The 21,225-nt window shown below is 71.2% G+C and carries 18 protein-coding genes and 2 pseudogenes; 8 read left to right on the top strand and 12 right to left on the bottom strand.

The genetic code is table 11. The annotated features are described in order from the left end of the window. The 3 genes from ACWEKM_RS19575 to pdhA form a co-directional block, all read right to left on the bottom strand. A partial coding sequence (locus ACWEKM_RS19575) for a biotin/lipoyl-containing protein (RefSeq protein ID WP_451622435.1) occupies window positions 1-444 on the bottom strand: 444 nt, incomplete at its 3' end. Window positions 445-454: 10 nt separating this feature from the next. Next, window positions 455-1,450: an alpha-ketoacid dehydrogenase subunit beta gene (locus ACWEKM_RS19570; RefSeq protein ID WP_451622434.1), complete on the bottom strand. Its 996-nt coding sequence runs from the start codon at window positions 1,448-1,450 to the stop codon at window positions 455-457. Window positions 1,451-1,452: 2 nt separating this feature from the next. Then, on the bottom strand, window positions 1,453-2,685 hold the full coding sequence (pdhA, locus tag ACWEKM_RS19565) for a pyruvate dehydrogenase (acetyl-transferring) E1 component subunit alpha (RefSeq protein WP_451622433.1): 1,233 nt from the start codon (window positions 2,683-2,685) through the stop codon (window positions 1,453-1,455). A gap of 318 nt (window positions 2,686-3,003) precedes the next feature. Here pdhA and ACWEKM_RS19560 point away from each other — a divergent pair, with 318 nt between their 5' ends. Further along, on the top strand, window positions 3,004-3,672 hold the full coding sequence (locus ACWEKM_RS19560) for a response regulator (protein WP_451622432.1): 669 nt from the start codon (window positions 3,004-3,006) through the stop codon (window positions 3,670-3,672). 148 nt (window positions 3,673-3,820) lie between these two features. Continuing rightward, complete coding sequence (locus ACWEKM_RS19555) at window positions 3,821-4,837, top strand: phosphotransferase (protein ID WP_451622431.1); 1,017 nt, start codon at window positions 3,821-3,823, stop codon at window positions 4,835-4,837. Window positions 4,838-5,004: 167 nt separating this feature from the next. On the opposite strand, the gene ACWEKM_RS19550 is transcribed toward ACWEKM_RS19555, so the two are convergent. Continuing rightward, window positions 5,005-6,582: a protein kinase domain-containing protein gene (locus tag ACWEKM_RS19550; protein ID WP_451622430.1), complete on the bottom strand. Its 1,578-nt coding sequence runs from the start codon at window positions 6,580-6,582 to the stop codon at window positions 5,005-5,007. 329 nt (window positions 6,583-6,911) lie between these two features. On the opposite strand from ACWEKM_RS19550, the gene ACWEKM_RS19545 reads away from it, so the two are divergent. Next, window positions 6,912-8,561: a protein kinase domain-containing protein gene (locus ACWEKM_RS19545; protein WP_451622429.1), complete on the top strand. Its 1,650-nt coding sequence runs from the start codon at window positions 6,912-6,914 to the stop codon at window positions 8,559-8,561. Window positions 8,562-8,871: 310 nt separating this feature from the next. Here ACWEKM_RS19545 and ACWEKM_RS19540 read toward each other — a convergent pair whose 3' ends face one another. Next, window positions 8,872-9,411, bottom strand: coding sequence for a bacterial proteasome activator family protein (locus ACWEKM_RS19540; RefSeq protein ID WP_451622428.1), 540 nt, complete (start codon window positions 9,409-9,411; stop codon window positions 8,872-8,874). Window positions 9,412-9,544: 133 nt separating this feature from the next. Here ACWEKM_RS19540 and ACWEKM_RS19535 point away from each other — a divergent pair, with 133 nt between their 5' ends. Next, entirely contained in the window at window positions 9,545-10,138 is a 594-nt protein-coding gene (locus tag ACWEKM_RS19535) for a hypothetical protein (RefSeq protein ID WP_451622427.1), read from the top strand. A 455-nt stretch (window positions 10,139-10,593) separates the two neighbouring features. Here ACWEKM_RS19535 and ACWEKM_RS19530 read toward each other — a convergent pair whose 3' ends face one another. Further along, window positions 10,594-11,577, bottom strand: a complete 984-nt coding sequence (locus ACWEKM_RS19530) for an NAD(P)H-quinone oxidoreductase (RefSeq protein ID WP_451622426.1) — start codon at window positions 11,575-11,577, stop codon at window positions 10,594-10,596. 221 nt (window positions 11,578-11,798) lie between these two features. Here ACWEKM_RS19530 and ACWEKM_RS19525 point away from each other — a divergent pair, with 221 nt between their 5' ends. Both ACWEKM_RS19525 and ACWEKM_RS19520 read left to right on the top strand, forming a co-directional pair. Then, entirely contained in the window at window positions 11,799-12,851 is a 1,053-nt protein-coding gene (locus ACWEKM_RS19525) for an ATP-binding cassette domain-containing protein (protein WP_451622425.1), read from the top strand. After that, window positions 12,848-13,696 carry an ABC transporter permease gene (locus tag ACWEKM_RS19520; RefSeq protein WP_451622424.1) on the top strand — a complete coding sequence of 283 codons (849 nt, stop codon included), beginning with the start codon at window positions 12,848-12,850 and terminating at the stop codon, window positions 13,694-13,696. The genes ACWEKM_RS19525 and ACWEKM_RS19520 overlap by 4 nt, the downstream gene beginning before the upstream one ends. A 22-nt stretch (window positions 13,697-13,718) precedes the next feature. Here the strand turns inward: ACWEKM_RS19520 and ACWEKM_RS19515 are convergent. Then, window positions 13,719-14,411, bottom strand: a pseudogene (locus tag ACWEKM_RS19515) (potassium channel family protein); the annotation flags it as partial. A gap of 25 nt (window positions 14,412-14,436) precedes the next feature. On the opposite strand from ACWEKM_RS19515, the gene ACWEKM_RS19510 reads away from it, so the two are divergent. Further along, window positions 14,437-15,117 (top strand): hypothetical protein, encoded by a 681-nt coding sequence (locus ACWEKM_RS19510; protein WP_451622423.1) that lies wholly within the window; start codon window positions 14,437-14,439, stop codon window positions 15,115-15,117. Here the strand turns inward: ACWEKM_RS19510 and ACWEKM_RS19505 are convergent. Next, window positions 15,080-15,562 carry a hypothetical protein gene (locus tag ACWEKM_RS19505; RefSeq protein ID WP_451622422.1) on the bottom strand — a complete coding sequence of 161 codons (483 nt, stop codon included), beginning with the start codon at window positions 15,560-15,562 and terminating at the stop codon, window positions 15,080-15,082. The two genes, ACWEKM_RS19510 and ACWEKM_RS19505, sit on opposite strands and share 38 nt — an antisense overlap. A 588-nt stretch (window positions 15,563-16,150) precedes the next feature. On the opposite strand from ACWEKM_RS19505, the gene ACWEKM_RS19500 reads away from it, so the two are divergent. Beyond that, on the top strand, window positions 16,151-17,146 hold the full coding sequence (locus ACWEKM_RS19500; protein WP_451622421.1) for a potassium channel family protein: 996 nt from the start codon (window positions 16,151-16,153) through the stop codon (window positions 17,144-17,146). A 32-nt stretch (window positions 17,147-17,178) separates the two neighbouring features. On the opposite strand, the pseudogene ACWEKM_RS19495 reads toward ACWEKM_RS19500, so the two are convergent. The 4 genes and pseudogenes from ACWEKM_RS19495 to ACWEKM_RS19480 all read right to left on the bottom strand — a co-directional run. Further along, window positions 17,179-17,589 (bottom strand): annotated as a pseudogene (locus ACWEKM_RS19495) (potassium channel family protein); the annotation flags it as partial. After that, window positions 17,586-18,956 (bottom strand): molybdopterin molybdotransferase MoeA, encoded by a 1,371-nt coding sequence (locus ACWEKM_RS19490; protein ID WP_451622420.1) that lies wholly within the window; start codon window positions 18,954-18,956, stop codon window positions 17,586-17,588. The gene ACWEKM_RS19490 and the pseudogene ACWEKM_RS19495, both read right to left, overlap by 4 nt. Next, the gene (locus ACWEKM_RS19485; protein WP_451622419.1) at window positions 18,953-19,870 is read right to left on the bottom strand and encodes an NTP transferase domain-containing protein; all 918 of its coding nucleotides are present in this window, start codon (window positions 19,868-19,870) and stop codon (window positions 18,953-18,955) included. Before ACWEKM_RS19485 ends, ACWEKM_RS19490 begins: the two co-directional genes overlap by 4 nt. A 136-nt stretch (window positions 19,871-20,006) precedes the next feature. Beyond that, the coding region (locus tag ACWEKM_RS19480) for a dihydrolipoamide acetyltransferase family protein (protein ID WP_451622418.1) at window positions 20,007-21,225 on the bottom strand (1,219 nt) is incomplete at its 5' end.

Raw genomic sequence — 21,225 nt, 5'->3', positions numbered from 1 at the left:
GGCGGGCTGGGGGGCGGCGGCCTCGGCGGCCTTGCGCGGGCGGCGCCTGGTCGCGGACGTCGCGACGCCGTACCCGACGAGCACCGGCTGGCGGGCCGGTGCCTTCGGCTCCGCCTCGGACGGCTGGGGCGCCTCGGGCCGCTCGGCCTCCTGCGGCGCGGCGGGAGCGGGCACGGAGGCACCGCCGGCCACGTCCACCGTGATGATCGCGGTGCCCACGTCGACCGTGGTGCCCTCGGGGAAGCGCAGCTCACGGACCACGCCGTCGTAGGGGATGGGGAGTTCGACGGCCGCCTTGGCGGTCTCGACCTCGCACACCACCTGGCCGTCGGTCACCGTGTCGCCCGGCTGGACGTACCACTTGAGGATCTCGGCCTCGGTGAGCCCCTCGCCCACGTCGGGCATCTTGAACTCGCGTACGGACGCGTCCGTCATCGTCGTCACGACCCTCTCCTCAGTACGCCAGGGCATGGTCGACGGCGTCGAGCACCCGGTCCAGGTCCGGAAGGTACGACTCCTCCAGGCGGGCCGGCGGATACGGGGTGTGGTAGCCGCCCACCCGGAGCACCGGGGCCTCCAGGTGGTAGAAGCAGCGCTCCGTGATCCGGGCCGCGATCTCCGCGCCCGAGCCGAAGAACACCGGCGCCTCGTGGACCACGACCAGGCGGCGGGTCTTCTCGACCGACGTCTGGATCGAGTCGAAGTCCAGCGGGGACACCGAGCGCAGATCGAGGACCTCCAGCGATCTGCCCTCCTCGGCGGCCGCGGCGGCGACCTCCCGGCAGAGCTTCACCATCGGGCCGTAAGCGGCCAGGGTCAGGTCGGTGCCCTCGCACACCACGCGCGCCTTGTGCAGCGGGTCCGGGATCGCCTCGGTGTTGACCTCGGCCTTGTCCCAGTAGCGCCGCTTGGGCTCGAAGTAGATCACCGGGTCGTCGCTCTGGATGGCCTGCTGCATCATCCAGTAGGCGTCCGAGGCGTTCGACGGAGAGACGACCTTCAGGCCCGGTACGTGCGCGAACAGGGCCTCGGGGGATTCGGAGTGGTGCTCGACCGCGCCGATGCCGCCGCCGTAGGGGATGCGGATGACGACGGGGAGCTTGACCTTGCCCAGCGAGCGCGCGTGCATCTTCGCGAGCTGCGTGACGATCTGGTCGTACGCCGGGAAGACGAAGCCGTCGAACTGGATCTCCACCACCGGGCGGTAGCCGCGCAGGGCCAGGCCGATCGCGGTGCCGACGATGCCCGACTCGGCGAGCGGGGTGTCGATGATGCGGCTCTCACCGAAGTCCTTCTGCAGGCCGTCGGTGACCCGGAAGACGCCGCCCAGCTTGCCGACGTCCTCGCCCATGACGACGACCTTGGGGTCCGTCTCCAGCGCGCGGCGCAGCGATTCGTTGATCGCCTTGGCCAGAGGCATGCTCGTGATGGCCATGGTCTCCGCTGCCATGATCAGACCCCCTCTGCGTCCGCGAACGACGCCTGGTAGGCGGCGAACTGGGCTCGCTCCTCGTCGACGAGCGCATGCCCGTCCGCGTACACGTTCTCGAAGATGGCGAAGGTGTCCGGGTCCGGCATGGCACGGACCGCTTCGCGCACTCGCTTGCCCAACGCTTCGCTCTCCGCCTCAAGTTCCGCGAAGAATCCCTCGTCCGCGTGGTTTGAGTCCTCCAGATGGCGGCGAAGGCGCAGGATCGGGTCCTTCGCCTCCCAGGCGGCGCGCTCGTCGTCGTGCCGGTAGCGGGTGGGGTCGTCGGAGGTGGTGTGGGCGCCCATCCGGTAGGTGTACGCCTCGACCAGCGTCGGGCCCTCGCCGTTGCGGGCGCGGTCCAGCGCCCAGCGGGTGACGGCGAGGCAGGCCAGCACGTCGTTGCCGTCCACCCGGACGCCCGGGAAGCCGTAGCCCTGCGCGCGCTGGTAGAGCGGGACGCGGGTCTGCTTGTCGGTCGGCTCGGAGATCGCCCACTGGTTGTTCTGGCAGAAGAACACCACCGGGGCGTTGTAGACCGCGGCGAAGGTGAACGACTCGGCCACGTCGCCCTGGCTGGAGGCGCCGTCGCCGAAGTAGGCGATCACCGCGCTGTCCGCGCCGTCCTTGGCCACGCCCATCGCGTAGCCGGTGGCGTGCAGGGTCTGGGAACCGATGACGATCGTGTAGAGGTGGAAGTTGTTGCCGTTGGGGTCCCAGCCGCCGTGGTTCACGCCGCGGAACATGCCGAGCAGATTGGTCGGGTCGACGCCGCGGCACCAGGCGACGCCGTGCTCACGGTAGGTCGGAAAAACATAGTCGTCCGGCCGGGTGGCCCGGCCGGAGCCGATCTGGGCGGCCTCCTGGCCCAGCAGCGACGCCCACAGACCCAGCTCGCCCTGGCGCTGCAGGGCGGTGGCCTCGGCGTCGAAGCGGCGGGTGAGCACCATGTCGCGGTACAGACCGCGCAGCTCTTCGGGGGTGATGTCGGCTACGTACTGGGCGTACTCCGCATTCCTGGCGTCCTTGGTGTTCCTGGCGTTCTGCGCGCTCTTGGTGCCCTTCGCGATCCTGACGCGCTTGCCCTCCGGAGTGAGCAGCTGAACCAATTCGGGTTCGGTGCTCTTCTCCGCGGTGGTGCGAGTGGTGCCGGTGGTGCCGGCCTTGCCTGCGGCGCTGCGTCGCGGCTTGCGCGCGGCACTGCTGTCCACGGTCACGTGTGCTCCTCCGTCGGTCCGGCTCCCGGGGTTGCCGGGTAACCAGTGCGGCTCACCGATTCCAGACCACCGGGCACGGGGTGGGTGCCGCTCGGCCGGGAACTGGCGGGACAGGTGCTCCGGCGAGCGCCCCACAACACGTTACCCAGTACGCCACATTTCTGTGAAACCCCTCTGACCTGCGTTTTTGCTTGGATATCCAAGTAAATCGACGCGGACGGGAAGGTCGCTGGTCACAGCCTTGCAGGAGGCCGGAGCAACGGCACGTTATCCCGGCCGACCAGCCCACGGGAAGACTCCGTGTGTGACACTGACCCGGTGCGCGAAAACGGAAAAATCAGGGTATTTCTCCTGGACGATCATGAGGTCGTCCGCCGCGGGGTGCATGAACTGCTCTCGGCCGAGGCCGACATCGAGGTGGTCGGCGAGGCCGGCACGGCGGCCGACGCGCTGGCCCGGATTCCGGCCACCCGGCCCGATGTCGCGGTGCTCGACGTACGACTCCCGGACGGCAGCGGCGTGGAGGTGTGCCGTGAGATCCGGTCCCGGGACGAGTCCGTGAGCTGTCTGATGCTGACCTCGTTCGCCGATGACGAGGCCCTGTTCGACGCGATCATGGCGGGCGCCTCCGGATACGCCCTGAAGGCGATCCGGGGCAACGAACTGCTGACCGCCGTGCGGGACGTCGCCGCGGGGAAGTCCCTGCTCGACCCCGTGGCCACCGCCCGGGTCCTGGAGCGGCTGCGCGACGGCGGCACCGCCCGCGCCGACGACAGGCTCGCCCATCTCACCGACCAGGAACGGCGGATCCTGGACCTGATCGGTGAGGGGCTCACCAACCGTCAGATCGGCGAGCGGCTGCACCTCGCCGAGAAGACGATCAAGAACTATGTGTCGAGCCTGCTCTCCAAGCTGGGCATGCACCGGCGTTCCCAGGCGGCCGCGTACGTGGCCCGCATGCAGGCCGAAAAGCCTGAGAAGCGCTGAGAAGCTCTGAGAACCGCTTCCGGGTGACACGGCGTCACTTCGAGCACTTACTGTGATCGAAAGCGACTGTCTGTGATAAGCCCCAGCTCACCGGCCCTTTCCGTGCCCTAGCATCTGGCGCGTGCCGCGCTCATGTGTACCACCTCTCGTGCCCCACGCGCCCCCGCTGGGCGCCCTGCTGCGCCTGTACGCCGCCGGTTCCGCCCTCACCTGCGAGCCCGTCGACCAGGGTCTGCTCAACCGCGGCTACCGCCTGTGCACCACCCGCGGCCGTTACTTCCTCAAGCACCACTTCGACCCCGACACCGCCGACCCGGCCGCGATCGAGCGCCGGCACCGGGCCACCCAGCGCCTGGCCGACCTCGGCGTCCCGGTCGCCCCGCCGCTGACCCACCGCGGCGGCCGCACGGTCGCCGTCATCGGCGGCCACGCCTACGCCCTGCATCCCTGGATCGACGGCAGGCACCGGCACGGCGGCCAGCTCACACCGGGCCAGTGCGGACGGCTCGGGGCGTTGCTCGGGGCCGTGCACGCCTGCCTGGAGCGGGTGATGCCACCCAAGGCGGGCACCCGCCCCGCCACGAGCCCCCACCCGGTGCGGAGCGCCGACCCCACCGACACCTTCGCCCTCATCGACGACCTGCTCGCCCATGTGCGCCGGCACCGCCCGTCCGACGCCTTCGACGAACTGGCCAGACACCGCCTCCTGGAGCGGCGCGCGCTCCTCGAACAGCACACCGACCGGCGGCCTCCGCGCGGCGGCTCGGTGGGTTGGGTGCACGGCGACTTCCACCCGTTCAACCTGCTCTACAAGGGAGACGCGCCCGCCGCGATCGTCGACTGGGACCGGCTCGGCGTACAGCCCCGCGCCGAGGAGGCGGTCCGCGCCGCGGCGATCTTCTTCGTCCGGCCCACGGGCGCCCTCGACCTGCCGAAGGTGCGGGCCTACGCGCGCGCGTACCGGCGCGCGGCCGGAGCCACACCCTCGCAACTCGCTGCGGCCGTGCACCGCGTGTGGTGGGAGCGGCTCAACGACTTCTGGATGCTGCGCTGGCACTACGAGCGCGGCGACACCCGCGCGGACCCCCAGTTCCCGGCCGCCTCCGCGCTCGCGGTGTGGTGGACGCGGGAGTACGACGCGGTGTGCGACGCCTTCGTGGCATGAAAGGAATGCGACGTCACTTGGGCGCGGCCACGGCGAACACCGCGCACGCCGCGCACGCGTGGAGCACCGCGCGCGCATGGGACGTAACTCACGGATGGGGCGTCACGCGCGCGTGGAGCTTCATTCCGCTCTCACGCGCGCGGGAAAGCCGTGCCGGAGGGTGTCCTTCAAGGACCCACGCCCGTGAGACCGGTGTCGCCCTGGTCCGTGCCGCTCGGGTCGGGCGCCGAGTCCGACGGCTCCGGCTGCGACGTGGTCCCCGGGTCCGACGGCTCCGGGCTGGTCTGCGAGTTCGAGGGCGGCGGGCTCGGATCGCTGCTCTCGGTCTGGGACGGGGTGAACGAGGGCGTGGGCGGCGGGGCGTAGTGCGAGGTGCCGCCCGTGCCCGAGGAGTCGTCCGTACCCGTCTCGGTCGCCGTGTCGGTCGACTCGTCGGTCGGGCTCTCGCTGGCCTTCTCGTGCTTGGTGCTCTGCGAGGTGGTCGGCGACTTGCTGGTGCCCGGATCGCCGTCGCCCTTGCCGGAGCCGTTGTTCAGCGCCAGCGCCACGCCCGCCGCGATCGCGATCACCGCGAGCACGGCGAGGATCCACAGCTTGCCCCGGCCGCTGCCCTTGTTGCCGTGCCCCTCGAAACCGCCGTCGTCGCCGCCTCCGTACCCGGAAGGCAGGATCGGCTGCGGGATCTGCGCGGTGCCGGCGCCGGCACCGACGCCGGGGTGCTGCATCGCGGTCGTGCCCGCGAAGCCGCCCGCCGGGGTGTGCCGGCCCTCGTGCAGCTCCACCGGGCCGGTGTTCCAGGTGCCCGTGTGGCCGCCCTGCTCGTACAGCATCTGCAGGCCGTACTGAACCAGACCGCGCATCTCCTCGGCCGTCTGGAAACGGTCGTCCGGCTCCTTGGCCAGCGAACGCATCACCAGGCCGTCCAGCTCCGGCGGGCAGGCGTCGGACGCCTCGGACGGGGGCGTCGGGATGTCCTGGACGTGCTGGTAGACCACGGAGAGCGGGGTCTCACCGACGAACGGGGGCCTCAGCGCGAGGAGTTCGTACAGCAGGCAGCCGGTCGCGTACAGGTCGGAGCGGTGGTCGACCGCCTTGCCGAGCGCCTGTTCCGGCGACAGGTACTGCGGGGTGCCCATGACCATGCCGGTCTGCGTCATCGTCGTCGACGCGCCGTGCAGGGCGCGGGCGATGCCGAAGTCCATCACCTTGACGGCGCCGTTGTGGGTGATGATGACGTTGGCCGGCTTGATGTCGCGGTGCACGATGCCGTGCTGGTGCGAGTAGGCCAGCGCCTCAAGGACCCCGGAGACGATGATCAGGGCCTGCTCGGAGCCCGGCGCCTCGGCGTTGAGCAGCAGGTCGCGGATGGTGCGGCCCTCGACCAGCTCCATGACGATATACGGCACGGACTGGCCGCCCACGACATCCTCGCCGGAGTCGTACACGGCGACGATGGCGTGGTGGTTGAGGCCGGCCACCGACTGGGCCTCGCGCGTGAAGCGGGCCTTGGACACCGGGTCCTCGGCCAGGTCGGAACGGAGCAGTTTGACCGCGACGGTGCGCCCGAGGCGCACGTCCTCGGCGGCGAAGACTTCGGCCATGCCGCCCCGGCCGAGCCTGTGGGTCAGCCGGTATCGGCCATCGCCGACGAGCCCTCCGTTGCCCCACATCTCCGGCGTGTCTGACATGCCGCCGCCAGTCGCCTCGGGGTCGGACGGGCCCTGGGCGCTGTGCGTCTGTGCCATCGGTCCTCGCCGTCGTTTCTGCCCGCGGTGCGCGCGGTGTTGTCACGGTCTCCGTCGGCCACGCTACAGCCTCCGCGCAAGTCCCCGGCCCGCGTACCGTGACCGTGACCGGCCCGAGACGGGCCGACCAGGAGACCCGCCACCCGCATCGTCGTGCACATTCTGTGTCCCGGTCGTACGGCGGCTGTAACGCTTCCGCGACGCTTCTTTCGCGTACGGTCACGGAACGGGCACCGAGCTTGACGTGTCAGTGCCCTCGGGCAGACTTGGCCGGGAATGACACATTCGATCAACGGGGCGCCTGACGGCCTAGTGGGGGACGCGGAGACATGAGCCAGGACGGCGCACAGGGCCGGTACGCGGGGCGGGCTCTCGCGGGCGGCCGCTACCAGCTGCGCGACTTGCTCGGCGAGGGCGGCATGGCCTCGGTGCACCTGGCGTACGACGCCGTGCTGGACCGCCAGGTCGCGATCAAGACACTGCACACCGAGCTGGGCCGGGAACAGGCATTCCGTGAGCGCTTCCGCCGCGAGGCGCAGGCCGTGGCGAAGCTCACGCACACCAACATCGTCTCGGTCTTCGACACCGGCGAGGACGACCTCGACGGCATGACCATGCCGTACATCGTCATGGAGTACATCGAGGGCCGCCCGCTGGGCTCGGCGCTGGAGGAGGACATCCGCCAGCAGGGCGCGATGCCCGCCGACAAGGCGCTGAAAATCACCGCGGATGTGCTGGCGGCGCTGGAAATCAGCCACGAGATGGGGCTGGTCCACCGCGACATCAAGCCCGGCAACGTGATGATGACCAAGCGCGGCGTCGTCAAGGTGATGGACTTCGGCATCGCCCGCGCCATGCAATCCGGTGTCACGTCCATGACGCAGACCGGCATGGTCGTCGGCACCCCGCAGTACCTCTCGCCCGAACAGGCGCTGGGCCGGGGCGTGGACGCCCGCTCGGACCTGTACTCGGTCGGCATCATGCTGTTCCAACTGGTCACCGGGCGACTGCCGTTCGAGGCGGACTCGCCGCTGGCGATCGCGTACGCGCATGTGCAGGAGGAGCCGCCGGTCCCCTCCACGATCAACCGCGCGCTGCCCTCCGCGGTGGACGCGCTGGTCTCCCGCGCGCTGAAGAAGAACCCGAACGAGCGCTTCCCGACCGCCGAGTCGATGCGCGACGAGTGCCTGCGGGTCGCCGCGTCCTTCCAGGCGGCCCCGCCGAGCATCGTCCCGGGCGCCCTGGCGCAGAGCGGCGCGGGCGTCGGCTCCGCGGTCTTCCCGCCGGTCGACCGGACGGCCCCGGCACCCACCGGCCCGGTGCAGACGCCGTACCAGCCGGCCCCGGGCCCGAACCCGTACGGCACACCGACGCCGGCCCCGGCGTACGGCTACCCGCACCAGGGCGGCGGCTACCAGACTCCGGCCCCGGCCGGGTACGCCCAGCAGACCCCGTCGACCCCGCCGCCGTACAACCTGACGCCCCCGACCTCGCCCCAGTCGTCGGGCTCGGGCGGCGGCAAGGGGAACAAGCCGGTGATCATCGGCTCGATCGCGGTGTCCCTCGTCGCGGTCGTCGCCCTGGTCCTCGCGCTGACCCTGAACGACGGCGCCGGAAACCACGACGATGTCACGGGCGACGGCAGCACAGGCGCCTCGGTCTCCGCGTCCCGCGCGGAGGGCTATCGCGGCCCGGACCCGTCGAAGACGATCGAGTCGAGCGAGTGCACGGAGCCGCAGGAGTCGTACGACGATCCGGACAAGATCCGGGTGCCCAGCCTCAAGTTCAAGTACATAAAGTCGGTCAAGGCATGCTTCCAGGCCGCGGGCTGGGAGATGAAGGTGGTCAAGGTCGACGAGAACACCTACGGCGACGGCACGATCATGGACCAGTTCCCCGCCGCCGGCACGGACGTCGACCCGAAGGACATGCCCACGATCCAGCTCAAGGTCTCCTCGGGCAACCCGGCGACCGGCTGAACCGCACCACACAGCGTCAGGGCCCCGGCGGCGCACACCGCTGTTGATCGACTCGGGCCCGTGCATGACGTCGGCTCCCAAGACGCGGTTGTGGTCCTGGGAGCCGACGTTGTCGTACGGGTCGTACGGGTCGTACGGGGTGGGTGTCGTGTCTACGCGGCCGAAGGGGCCGGGGGGCCGGGGGCCCGGGGGGAGATCCCGGCGGGGACGGCGCGGGCGGCACGGGCCGCGTTCCCGAAGTGCCGCGGGGTTTTCTCGGAGCCCGGCGATCCGGGTCACACCGCCGGGCCCTTCGTGGTGATGAGGTGATCTACAGGTACGGCCCGCCCGAGCGGCCGCCCGGGTGCTGTTCGTCGGAGCCCTCGTGGCCCATGCCCGGCGGCAGCGCACGGCGCATCTGCTCCAGCTGGGCGCGGGCGGCCATCTGCTGGGCGAACAGCGTCGTCTGGATCCCATGGAAGAGACCCTCCAGCCAGCCCACCAGCTGGGCCTGCGCGATGCGCAGTTCCGCGTCGCTCGGCGTCGCTCCGTCGGTGAAGGGGAGGGAAAGCCGCTCCAGCTCCTCCACGAGCTCCGGGGCGAGCCCGTCCTCCAGCTCCTTCACCGAGCTGCGGTGGATCTCCTTGAGCCGGGCGCGGCTCGCCTCGTCCAGGGGAGCGGCGCGCACCTCCTCCAGCAACTGCTTGATCATGCTTCCGATCCGCATGACCTTGGCGGGCTGCTCCACCTGCTCCGTCACGGGGATCTCGCGGGAGTCTTCGCCTGCTCCGCCGCCGAGCGCCATGCCGTCCTGGCCCACGACCAGGATCTGGGGGTTCTCGGGCGACCTGTCGTTCCTCGGCATCTCCATGCGGCCATTGTCGCGCACGCCTGCACCCCACCACCGTGGCGCCCCCTGGTGCGCCCGATCCACCGGGTAGACCTGTCGGCGGAGTCCGGAATGCCAGGAGTGCCAGCACATGTGAGGCTGGATTGCGTCGATCTTGGCGACCCGGCTCCGGGAGGTCACCGACGTGACTCCATGGCTGCGTTTCACGTTCCGTCTCGTACGGCTGCTGCTCGTGCTGGCGGCGGTCCTCGTGCCGTGCGGCACGGCCACCGCGTACGCCCCCGAGGCCACGCTTCCGGACACCGCGGGCCCCTCGGCCTCCGCCGAACCGTCCCGGGCCGGCAGCCGTCCGGCCGAGGGCCGGCCACGGCCGGGGCGGTCGGACGGGCCCGCGGCGCACACCGAGGGCGTGGACGACTCGGACGCCTCGGACGACGCGGTGAGCCAGGAGGGCACGGAGCACGAAGCGGGCGAGGACGGCGACGGCGGCGACGATGCCTCGCAAAGGGACCACGGCCCGTGGTGGCGCCACGAGCACGACCATGACGAAGCGACTCCCACCGCCTCCGAGTCCACCCAGCAGGCCGGCATCGTCCCCTCCGCGACCCCGTCGGCCGAGGACGCCGCGGGCGGCCGGTCGAGTGCCGCCGAACCCACGATGCGGCTCCTGCCGCTGGGCAGCGGCCTGGTTCTCATCGGCCTGGGCCTCGCCCTCGCCTTCGTGGGACTACGGGTACGCCGCAGCTGACCGCACCACCTGCGCACGACCGCGGCCCCATCGACAGCCCACCGCCACCACAACCTCTGCGCAGGAAACCCCGTCCCGCCGTCGTGGGACCACGGACGCCGCGGCCGACCGCACCCGTCGCGGCCCAGCAGCACATGCGCACGACCGCCGTCCCACCGCCGGGCAGTCGTCCCCTCCGGCAACCCCACGCTCCGCTGTGCAGGAAGACCCGGTCCCGCCGTCGTGGGACTGCGGGTACGCCGGGGCTGACCGGAGCGGGGACCGAGCCGGGACCGCCCCCGTACTGCGCGGCGCCTCCGGCCGCCGGGCGCTCGGCATCCCGGCGGTCGGCGGCCCGGCGGTCGGCGTCCCGGCGGTCGGCGTCGGCCTCGGCCGCCGGGACGTGCCGCGGACCGCGGGCCGCTGGTCACGGATCACGGATCACGGATCACGGATCACGGGTCACGGGTCACGGGTCACGGAGCGACCAGGAGCACCTTTCCGATGTGGCCGCTCGCCTCCACCACCCGGTGTGCCTCGGCCGCCTCCGGCATCGGCAGCTCACGGTCGACCACCGGGCGGACCTGGCCCGAGGCGAACAGCGGCCACACATGCTCGCGTACGGCCGCCACGATGGCCGCCTTCTCGGCGAACGGCCGGGCGCGCAGCGAGGTCGCGCTGACCGCGGCCCGCTTGTTCAGCAGCGCGCCGAGGTTCAGCTCGCCCTTGGCGCCGCCCTGTAGGCCGATCACGGCGAGCCGCCCGTTGACGGCGAGCGCCCGGACGTTGCGGTCCAGGTACTTGGCGCCCATGTTGTCGAGGATGACGTCCGCGCCCGCGCCGCCCGTGGCCCGGTCGAGCTCGGCGACGAAGTCCTGCTCCCGGTAGTTGATCAAGATGTCCGCGCCCAGCTCGGCGCAGCGCTCCAGCTTCTGCTTGCTGCCCGCGGTGACGGCGACTCTCGCGCCGACCGCCTTGGCCAGCTGGATGGCCATCGTGCCGATGCCGCTGGAGCCGCCGTGCACGAGCAGCGTCTCACCCGGGCGCAGGTGGGCGATCATGAAGACGTTGGACCAGACCGTGCACACCACCTCGGGCAGCGCGGCGGCCCGCTTGAGGTCGATGCCCTCGGGAACCGGCAGCAGCTGCCCCGCCGGGACGACGACCTGCTCCGCGTACCCGCCGCCCGCCAGCAGCGCGCACACCTCGTCGCCGACGGCCCAGCCGGAGACCCCGGGCCCGAGCGCGGCGATCCGGCCTGAGCACTCCAGGCCGGGGTAGGGGGAGGCACCCGGCGGCGGGTTGTAGAAGCCCTGCCGCTGCAGGATGTCGGCGCGGTTGACGGCACCGGCCACCACCTCGACCAGGACGTCGCCCTCGCCGGGCGGCACCGGATCCGGTACCTCCTGCCACACCAGCGCCTCGGGCCCACCAGGTTCGGAAATCGTGATCGCATGCATGCCCCGGACGCTACTCCCCGCCCCTGGGCACTCCTCGACCCTGGGCACTACCCGCCCCTGGGCACTCCTCGGCTCAGGGCACGCCTCGACCCTGGGGCGCGGTCCCGGACGTGGGGCGCGCGGAATCCGCGAAGAATTCGGCCGGTTCGGCGATGAGTTCTCGCCAAGGCAAAGGTCTTCCCATGCGTACCCCAAGACCGCAGCAGCGGAAGGACCGACGTATGAGCACGCAGCCGTCCGGCCTCGCGATCGAAACGGCCGGCCTGTTGAAGAGGTTCGGCGAGACGCGCGCCGTCGACGGAGTCGACCTCGCCGTGCCGGCCGGCACGGTCTACGGCGTCCTCGGCCCGAACGGCGCAGGCAAGACGACCACCGTGAAGATGCTGGCCACCCTGCTGCGCCCCGACCGCGGCGAGGCGCATGTCTTCGGCCGTGACGTGGTGCGCGAGGCCGACGAGGTGCGGGCCCGGGTGAGCCTCACCGGGCAGTACGCCTCCGTGGACGAGGACCTCACCGGCACCGAGAACCTGATCCTGCTCGGCCGTCTCCTCGGACACGGCAAGAAGGCGGCACGGGAGCGCGCCGGTCGGCTGCTGGCCGCCTTCGGTCTGACGGACGCGGCCGGAAAGCAGGTCAAGCACTACTCGGGCGGCATGCGGCGCCGCATCGACATCGCCGCGTCCATCCTCAACACGCCCGACCTGCTCTTCCTCGACGAGCCCACGACCGGTCTCGACCCGCGCAGCCGCAACCAGGTGTGGGAGATCGTGCGGGCCGTGGTCGCGCAGGGCACGACCGTGCTGCTGACCACGCAGTACCTGGACGAGGCCGACCAGTTGGCGTCCCGGATCGCCGTCATCGACCAGGGCCGGGTGATCGCCGAGGGCACGAAGGGCGAACTGAAGGCGTCCGTCGGAGCCGGCTCCGTCCATCTGCGGCTGCGCGATCCGGCACAGCGGTCGCAGGCCGCGGAGGTGCTGCGGCGCACCCTCGACGCCCAGGTACAGCCGGAGCCCGACCCGGTGGCGCTGACCGCCCGGCTGAACACCGCGACGAGCGGCACGGCCGCCGAGCAGGCCGCGCGGGCCCTGGGCGAACTCGCCCGCACCGGCGTCACCGTCGACACCTTCGCGCTGGGGCAGCCCAGCCTGGACGAGGTGTTCCTCGCCCTGACCGGACACGACACGCACGAGCCGACCCAGAACCACGAGCCGGCCGAGGGCCACAAGCCGACCGAGAACCACGAGCCGACGAAGGACGGGGTGACGGCATGAGCACCGCGACGACCACGGAAAGCAAGGAACTCGCCCCGGTCAGCACCGAGTCGCTGGCCGCGCTGCTGATCACCGAGCGCCGCCCACCGCGGCCCAGCGCCCTGTCGGCGTCGGTGACCTTCGGCTGGCGCGCGATCCTCAAGATCAAGCACGTGCCGGAGCAGCTCTTCGACGTGACCGCCTTCCCGATCATGAACCTGCTGATGTTCACCTACCTCTTCGGTGGTGCGCTGGCCGGTTCGACACGGGAGTACGTGCAGTTTCTGCTGCCGGGCATCATGGTGATGTCGGTCGTGATGATCACGATGTACACCGGTGTCTCGGTGAACACGGACATCGAGAAGGGCGTGTTCGACCGGTTCCGCACCCTGCCGGTGTGGCGGCCGGCGACGATGGTCGGCTATCTGCTCGGCGACGCCCTGCGCTACACGATCGCCTCACTGGTGATGCTCACCGTCGGCCTGATCCTCGGCTACCGCCCGGACGGCGGCGCGCCGGGCGTCATCGCCGGGATCGCGCTGCTGCTGGTCTTCTCGTTCGCGTTCTCGTGGATCTGGACGATGTTCGGGCTGATGCTGCGCACCGAGAAGTCGGTGATGGGAGTCAGCATGATGGTGATCTTCCCGCTCACCTTCCTGTCCAACGTCTTCGTCGACCCGAAGACGATGCCGGGCTGGCTGCAGGCGTTCGTCAACAACAGCCCGGTCACCCATCTGTCGTCCGGGGTGCGGAAGTTGATGTCCGGTGACTGGCCGGCCGCCGAGATCGCCTCGACGCTGGGCTGGTCGGGTCTGTTCCTGCTGGTCTTCGGCCCGATCACGATGCGGCTGTACAACCGGCGTTAGGTCCGCCCGGCCGAGACCGGGTTCAGGCTCGGGGCATCGGGCGGATGTCGGAGGTGACCTGCGCTCCCGGCGTCGCCCGTACGATCGTGATCAGACGGTCGGTCAACTGGAGGGATCCGACGGACGGATCGTCGTAGCCGAGCACCCGGTGCCCGCGGACGACGCTCACCACCAGGTCGTCCGTCTGCCGCGGGCTCTTGCCGACCTCGGCCTTGACCACCGGGCGTTCCACGAGGTCGAGCCCGCTGCCCTGCTGGATCAGGTCCTCCATGACCATGCCCGCGGCCGGGCTGAGCACGGACAGGCCGAGCAGGCGGCCGGCCGCACTGGCGCTGGTGATGACGGCGTCCGCGCCGGACTGCCTGAGCAGCGGCGCGTTCTCCTCCTCGCGCACCGCGGCCACGATCTTCGCACCACGGTTGAGCTGCCGGGCGGTCAGCGTGACGAGCACGGACGTGTCGTCGCGCTGCGGGGCGATGATGATCTGCCGGGCCTTGTGCACCTCGGCCCGCTTGAGTACATCACTGCGCGTGGCGTCGCCGACTATCCCCACATACCCCTCGGCGGTCGCCGCGTCGACCGCCTTGGAACTGGGGTCGACCACGACGACCTGCTCTTTCTTCAGTCCGGTCGCACAAACGGTCTGGATCGCCGACCGCCCCTTCGTACCAAAGCCGATCACGACGGTATGGTCACGCAACGTGGCCCTCCAGCGCTTTCCCGAAAGTACCCTCCCGGGCATGGACAACGACCTTGTGCAGCGTGCCCGTTGGGGTGACTTGGAGGGACAGAACCGGGCCGGTCTGGTCCGGCTGTCCTTCGAGGTCGACGAGAGTCCCGCTACCAGTGGGAACGACGCTACCGGTGCCACGGACGCCAAGTCCGCGTTCCGCCCGATGACCGGGCGGGACATCAGGAGTCGCAACGAGCAGGAGAAGGACAACCGGACCTTCGTCGATTCACGGGGAGGTCGGTACGCCTACACGTACGAGGAGCCGGATACGAGCGCGTGGAAGCGCAAGCGCGTCCGTCTGCCCAACGGTGAGATCGGTTACCGCGTGATCCGGCCCGTCTTCGAGGGCGCATTGGAAGACCTCAAACGAGGCATGGCACCGAACGGCGAGCGGCTGGACGTCGACTGGACCACCGAGAAGCTCAAGCTCAAGCTCACCCTCGAGATCGTCAAACGCTCCGAGGACACCACGGGGTTCGTGGTGCTGCCGCGGAGGTGGGCGGCGGAGAGAACGCTGAGCCGGCTGGTCCGCTCGCGTCGGCTGGTGCGCGACGTCGAGACGCTGCCCGAGATGCACGAGGCCATGGTGCTGTGGTCCATGACCATGCTGATGAACGCCCGCCTGGCCGGGCGCCGCCGCGACGCCTTCCTCACGCGGCCACCGGCACCCGCTCCCAGCCGACGGTGAACAGCCCCGGCTCCACCTCGGCGGCCCAGCCCCGCACGACCAGCCGCTTCAGACGCGAACGCACCCCTTCCACCCGGGCCGGAACCACCCTCTCGCCCAGAGCGAGAGCGACCGGCTTCGCCCGCACCCCGCCCTCGGCCTCCAGCGCCGCCAGGACCGCCAGGATCCGCTGGTACTCCGGCGCGAGCGCCTCCGCGCTGATGCCTTCGGCGCGGTGCGGCACCGTCGCCCCCGGCACCGCGGCCGCCCTGGCCTGCGTCGTCGTATCGGCGTCCGGCCCGGCCGGCACCTCGGTAACGGTCACGCGAGCCTGCCCGAACCGCTCCAGCTGCACTTCCGCCGCGCTGAGAACAGCCGTGACCCGCTCGGCCTCCTCGCGCAGCCGGGCAACCTCCGCACGGACCTTCTCCTCCCGGGCCTCCACCAGACCGAGCACCGACGGCATCAGCCACCTCCACGAACGTGAAGCGAGCAGACGAACGTCCGAACTCTCCCGCCACCAGCAGAAGTTCATGCCCGACCAGCGGAAACCCAGAGACCACATTCGGAATGCGGATGGCTTCTAACGCCTGGGTCATCATTGACTCGCCGGGCTTACAAGTGATCAGGCAAGCGACGCCGACAGAGCATTGACTCCAACTTCTTGGCTGCTCCTCGTACCGAAACACGCACGCGGTCACCGATCAGCAGGTGCACCCGGTGTTCCCGCTGGCCCGATCTCCTCGGGCCACGCTCCGTCGGCCACTCAACCACCGAAGCGCTCTGTGATGCTTTGGCTGATCTTCCTCGATCTGAAGATCAACTCGAATGGGCCCCAGCTATGCCCGGGGAAGAAGGTCAGCCACGTCGACGACGGATGCGACGCGATCCGGGATCATGGTGTCGACTCACCCGATGACGCAGCAGAGGGCTGACCATGCAGGACAGGAACGAGCGACAGCCAACGGCTGCAAGGCGCTCAATTCTCCGTTCGCTCTGGCACCGAACAAGATCAGAAGCTCGGGATGAAACCGAGGCCAGCCGTTCCATCACCATGCCTGTCGAGAGCCCCGCGCCGCCTCTCCGGCAGGTGCTGCGTCGCCTTGCCCTGGCGCTGCTGGTCCTGGCCCTCACAACGTTTGTCGTCTGGTTCGACCGTGACGGATACAACGACAACTCCGACGGCCCTGTCAGTTTCCTCGACGCCGCGTACTACGCGACCGTCACCCTCTCCACCACCGGATACGGCGACATCACCCCGGTCAGCGACGGTGCCCGGCTGACCAATATCTTCGTCATCACGCCGCTGCGCGTGCTCTTCCTGATCATCCTGGTCGGCACCACGCTGGAGGTCCTCACCGAGCGCACCCGGCAGGAGGTGCGGATCCATCGATGGCGCTCGAAGATTCGTGATCACGTCGTGGTCATCGGCTACGGCACCAAGGGCCGCAAAGCCATCGAGACGCTTTTGGGCCAGGGTGTCAGCAGGGAGAAGATCGTCGTCGTTGACCCTCAGCACGAGACAGCACGAACGGCCAGCGACGACGGCTTGGTTGCGGTTGTCGGGGACGCGACTCGGTCGGAGACGCTGCGCAAGGCTGAGGTGCAGAACGCTTCCCGAGTCATCATCGCCCCGAACGCCGACGCGACAGCAACCCTCATCACTCTCACCGCGCGTCAGCTCACCAAGCGCGCCACGATCATTGCGGCTGTCCGAGAAGAGGAGAACGTCCCGCTGCTGAAGCAGAGCGGCGCGGACGCCGTGATCACAAGTTCCGGTTCCGCAGGCCGATTGCTCGGAGTCTCGGTGGTCAGCCCCGCTTCGGCTCAAACCCTTGAAGACCTGATGGCTCAGGGCAACGGGTTGGGCCTCAGCGAACGCCGAGTTTCACAGGATGAGGTCGGGCAGTCACCCCGAGAGTGCGCCGATCTTATCGTGGCAGTCGTACGCGACAAGAAACTGCTGGACTACACCGATCCTCAGCTCGGGAACCTCAAGCTCGGGGACCGGCTCATCACCATCAGCCGCCGGTCGACCTACGTGAGCTGAAGCTCTGTGGCACATCCGGGAAAGTGTTGACTCCAGCGATTCAAACGCCACTCCTCCCGGGTTCGTTCGGTGAGGACCTCAAGCGTGGTGCCGACCAGGATGATCAGGAACAGGACGCGCAGCGGGGTGATGACGAGGATATTGGTCAGCCGGGCGCCGTCACTGACCGGGGTGATGTCACCGTAACCGGTGGTGGAGAGGGTGACCGTGGCGTAGTAGAAGGCGTCGAGGAGGTCGACGGTGCCGTCCGAGTTGTCGGTGTAGCCGTCGTGGTCGGCATAGACGATCAGTGCGGTCGCGACCAGCACCATCAGGGCCATCACCGGCCGCTTGACGACCTGGCGGATCGGGCGCTCGACCACCTTCCTAGGGAGTTTCACCCGATGGGTGACCAGGTGCTCGTCTGCCTGGCGGGCTATGGCGTCGTGGCCGGGAAGTTTCACGTGAAACACACCCCGATCCCGGCGGACGCCCACGGCAGGTCAAGCAGCTCCGACTCCTGGTCCTGCCGCGCCCCGCCCGGCGGCACGACCGCCAGCGCGTCGGCGGCGGCGATACCCCGCAGCATCGCCGGACCGTTGTAGTGCAGTGGCACGGCACGGTCACCGCGCACGGCGACAGGAACCAGCCGGGTGTCGTACGGATGCCCCTGCACCGCCTCCCACAGGGGCAGCGCATATGGCTCGGGGGCGGGGTGGACGGCGAGGGTACGCAGCAAAGGCTCGGCGAGTGTGAGCAGGCCGGAGACGGCCGCGAGGGGGTTTCCGGGGAGGCCGACGAGGTGCTGGTTCTCCTTGGTGCGGGCCAGCAGCATGGGGTGGCCGGGGCGCACCTTGACCCCGTCGACGAGGAGTTCGGCGCCGATGCGGTCCAGGGTGGGGTGGACATGGTCGACCGGTCCGGCCGCGGTGCCTCCGGTGGTGACGACGAGGTCCGCGTCGGACAGGGTGATGGCCTTGCGGAGTGCCGTGGCGTCGTCCCCCAGCCGCCGCAGCGCGATGACCTCGGCGCCTAGCGCGCGCAGCCAGGACGGCAGCATCGGGCCGAGCGCGTCACGGATCAGACCGTCGTGCGGCAGCCCCTTGGTGAGCAACTCGTCGCCGAGGACGAACACTTCGACGCGGGGGCGGGGGACGACGGTGACGGTGTCGTATCCGGCGGCGGCCGCCAGCCCCAGGACCGCGGGGGTGACCAGGGCGCCGACGGGCAGCAACTGGTCACCGGTGCGGCACTCCTGCCCGCGCGGGCGGATGTCCTGACCGTGCCCGACCTCGCGTCCGGCGTACAGCCGGCCCTTGGGGTCCGTGCGGCCGTGCTCGGAGCGCAGGACCGCGGTCGTGTCGGCCGGGACGCGAGCACCGGTCGCGATGGGCACCGCCTCGCCGTCCGTCAGCGGCTCGGGCTGTGTCTGGCCGGCCAGGACGCCCTCGTCCCGGACGGACCAGGGGCCGGGCCCGGCGACCGCCCAGCCGTCCATCGCGGAGGTGTCGAAGGAGGGGAGGTCGGTGAGCGCGTCGAGGGGGGCGGCGAGGACCAGGCCGAGGGCATCGGCGAGCGGCACGCCGACCGGGGCACGGCGGGCCCCGGAACGGGCCGCGCGGGCGGCGATCTCCCGGGCCCGGGGCCAGGGGGTGGCCCGGTGCTCGTCCGCCGGGGCGGGCGCGGACGCCTGGCCTGCGGGGGTGGAGCCGCGGTCGTCGCCGGGCTCTCTGAGTGGCCTGTGCTCCCTCACGAGGGCGAGCGCCTCCTCGACGTCGAGGTCGTCGATGTCCCAGGCGGGCCCGTCGGCCCGGATGCCGCGGGCGGTCATCCGGCGTCCGGGCCCGGATCGGGCCGGTCCGCGGGGCCCGGGGCCCCGGTCCGGTCGTCGTTCTCATCCTCCCAGCGCAGCGCCAGCGCGGCGGCCTTGCGGGCGGCCTCGGTGACCGCTTCGGGCCCGCCCTTGCCCTGCGCGGCGGCGTAGCCGACGAGGAAGGTGGTCAGCGGGGCGGCGGGGCGGGCCACCCCGTGGGCGGCGTCGCGGGCGAGGTCGAGCAGGACGCCGGTGTCGACGTCCAGGTCGATGCCCAGCTCGTCCTTGACTGCGGAGATCCATTCATCCAACACGTGCCCATGCTCCCTGATCCGTGCCCTGGCCGTGGCGATGTCGTCCCAGGTGTCGCAGTCGAAGGACGCGAGCGGATCCGGGACGCGGGTGAGGTCGAGCGCGCCGGTGAGCCGGCGCAGCGGCAGCCCGGCGAGACCGCCGTGGGCGTCGCCGAGCGCCGTCAGTTCGCGGCGCAGCGCGGCCGTGCGGTACGCGGCCACGAGCGGCTGGTCACGGCCGTCCGCGTCGGTGAGCAGCGCGGCCTCGGCGCCGGTGGTGCTAAGGGCCGTCAGCAGCCCGCTCACCGTGGCCGCTTCGAGGAAGGGAAGGTCGGCGGAGAGAACGACCGCGTACCGCGCGTCGGTGTGCCGCAGCCCGGCGTCGAGCGCGGCAACCGGCCCGGCTCCCGGGGGCTCCTCGCGCGCCCAGCGCACGGGGCGTGCGGTGGCGCGGGGATCAGCCACGACAACAGTCGTACGGGCCGTGGCGCAGGCGGCGAGCACCCGGTCGAGCAGCGGACGCCCGCCGACCCGCAGGCCGGGTTTGTCGACCCCGCCGAGCCGCCGGGCGGCACCACCGGCCAGGACGACGGCGTCGTACGGCTCGGTCGTCCCGGCGGCGGGGGCGTTCTCGGTCACCCCCCGAGTATGCGTGCCGGGCTGATCACAGGGAACCGATGCGGGGTGGGCGTGATCCACGGGCAGCGCCCGCGCGGGGTGCGCGTGATCCACGGGCAGCGCCCGCGCGGGGTGCGTCCGGTGGCCGTCCGCCCGGTCATAGCGTCCGCAGCAGCACCGCCGGCTGTTCGACGCAGTCCGCCACCTGGCGCAGGAAGCCGCCCGCGGTGCCGCCGTCGCAGACCCGGTGGTCGAAGGTGAGCGAGAGCTGGACGACCTGCCGGACGGCCAGCTCGCCCTGATGCACCCAGGGTTTGGCGGCGATCCGGCCGACGCCGAGCATGGCGGCCTCGGGGTGGTTGATGATCGGCGTGGAGCCGTCGACGCCGAACACTCCGTAGTTGTTCAACGTGAAGGTGCCGCCGGTGAGTTCCGCGGGGGTCAGCGTGCCGGACCGGGCGGCCTCGGTCAGCCGGGCGAACTCCGCGGTCAGCGCCTCGGCGTCCCGTTCGTGCGCATCGCGTACGACGGGCACGACCAGTCCGCGCTCGGTCTGTGTGGCGAACCCGAGGTGGACGTGGTCGAGCCGGACGATCTCCCGGGCCTCGGTGTCGACGGTGGAGTTCAGCTCGGGGAACCGGGCCAGGGCGGCGGTGCAGATCCGGGCGAGGAGCGCGAGGAGGGAGATCTTCGGCCCGCCCGCCGCGTTCATCGCCGCCCGCGCGGCCAGGAGTTCGGTCGCGTCGGCGTCCACCCAGCAGGTCGCGTCCGGGATCTCCCGGCGGCTGCGGGAGAGCTTGTCGGCGACGGCACCGCGGACTCCCTTCAGGGGGATACGGGTGACCGCGGCGGCCGACGCGGGGGCCGGTGCGGGGGCCGGTTGGGCTGGCGAAGCGAGTGGGGCTGGGGCCCACGCGGGGGCGGGCGTGGGGGGCGGTTCGGCAGCCGGCTCGGCGGCGGGCGTGGAGGTCGGCTCGGCGGCGGGCGTGAGGGTGGACTCGGCGACCGGTGCGGCGGCCGGCTTGGCGACTGGCCCGACCGGTGCGGCGGCCGGCTTGGCGACTGGCCCGACCGGTGCGGCGGCCGGCTCGGTGGCGGGCGTGGGGGTCGGCTCGACCGGTGTCGCGGCGGTCACGGCCGCCGGCCCGACCGCGGTGCGTCCGCCGCCCGTCGCGGCGGCCCGGAGCGCCCGCTCGACGTCCGCGCGCAGGATCAGCCCGTCGGGGCCAGAGCCGGTCAACTGCCGCAGATCCACATCGTTGTCCCGAGCGAGCCGACGGACCAAGGGGGAGATCACAGGCACGGGGCCGTCGACGGGCCGCGCGGCCCCCCGCGCGGGCGCCCCGGCCGTACCGTCGGCCCCGGGAGCCACCGGC

Source organism: Streptomyces sp. NPDC004752, from assembly GCF_053601275.1.
Note: the sequence above shows the minus strand (reverse complement) of the source record. Positions and strands in the feature narration are given on the sequence as shown.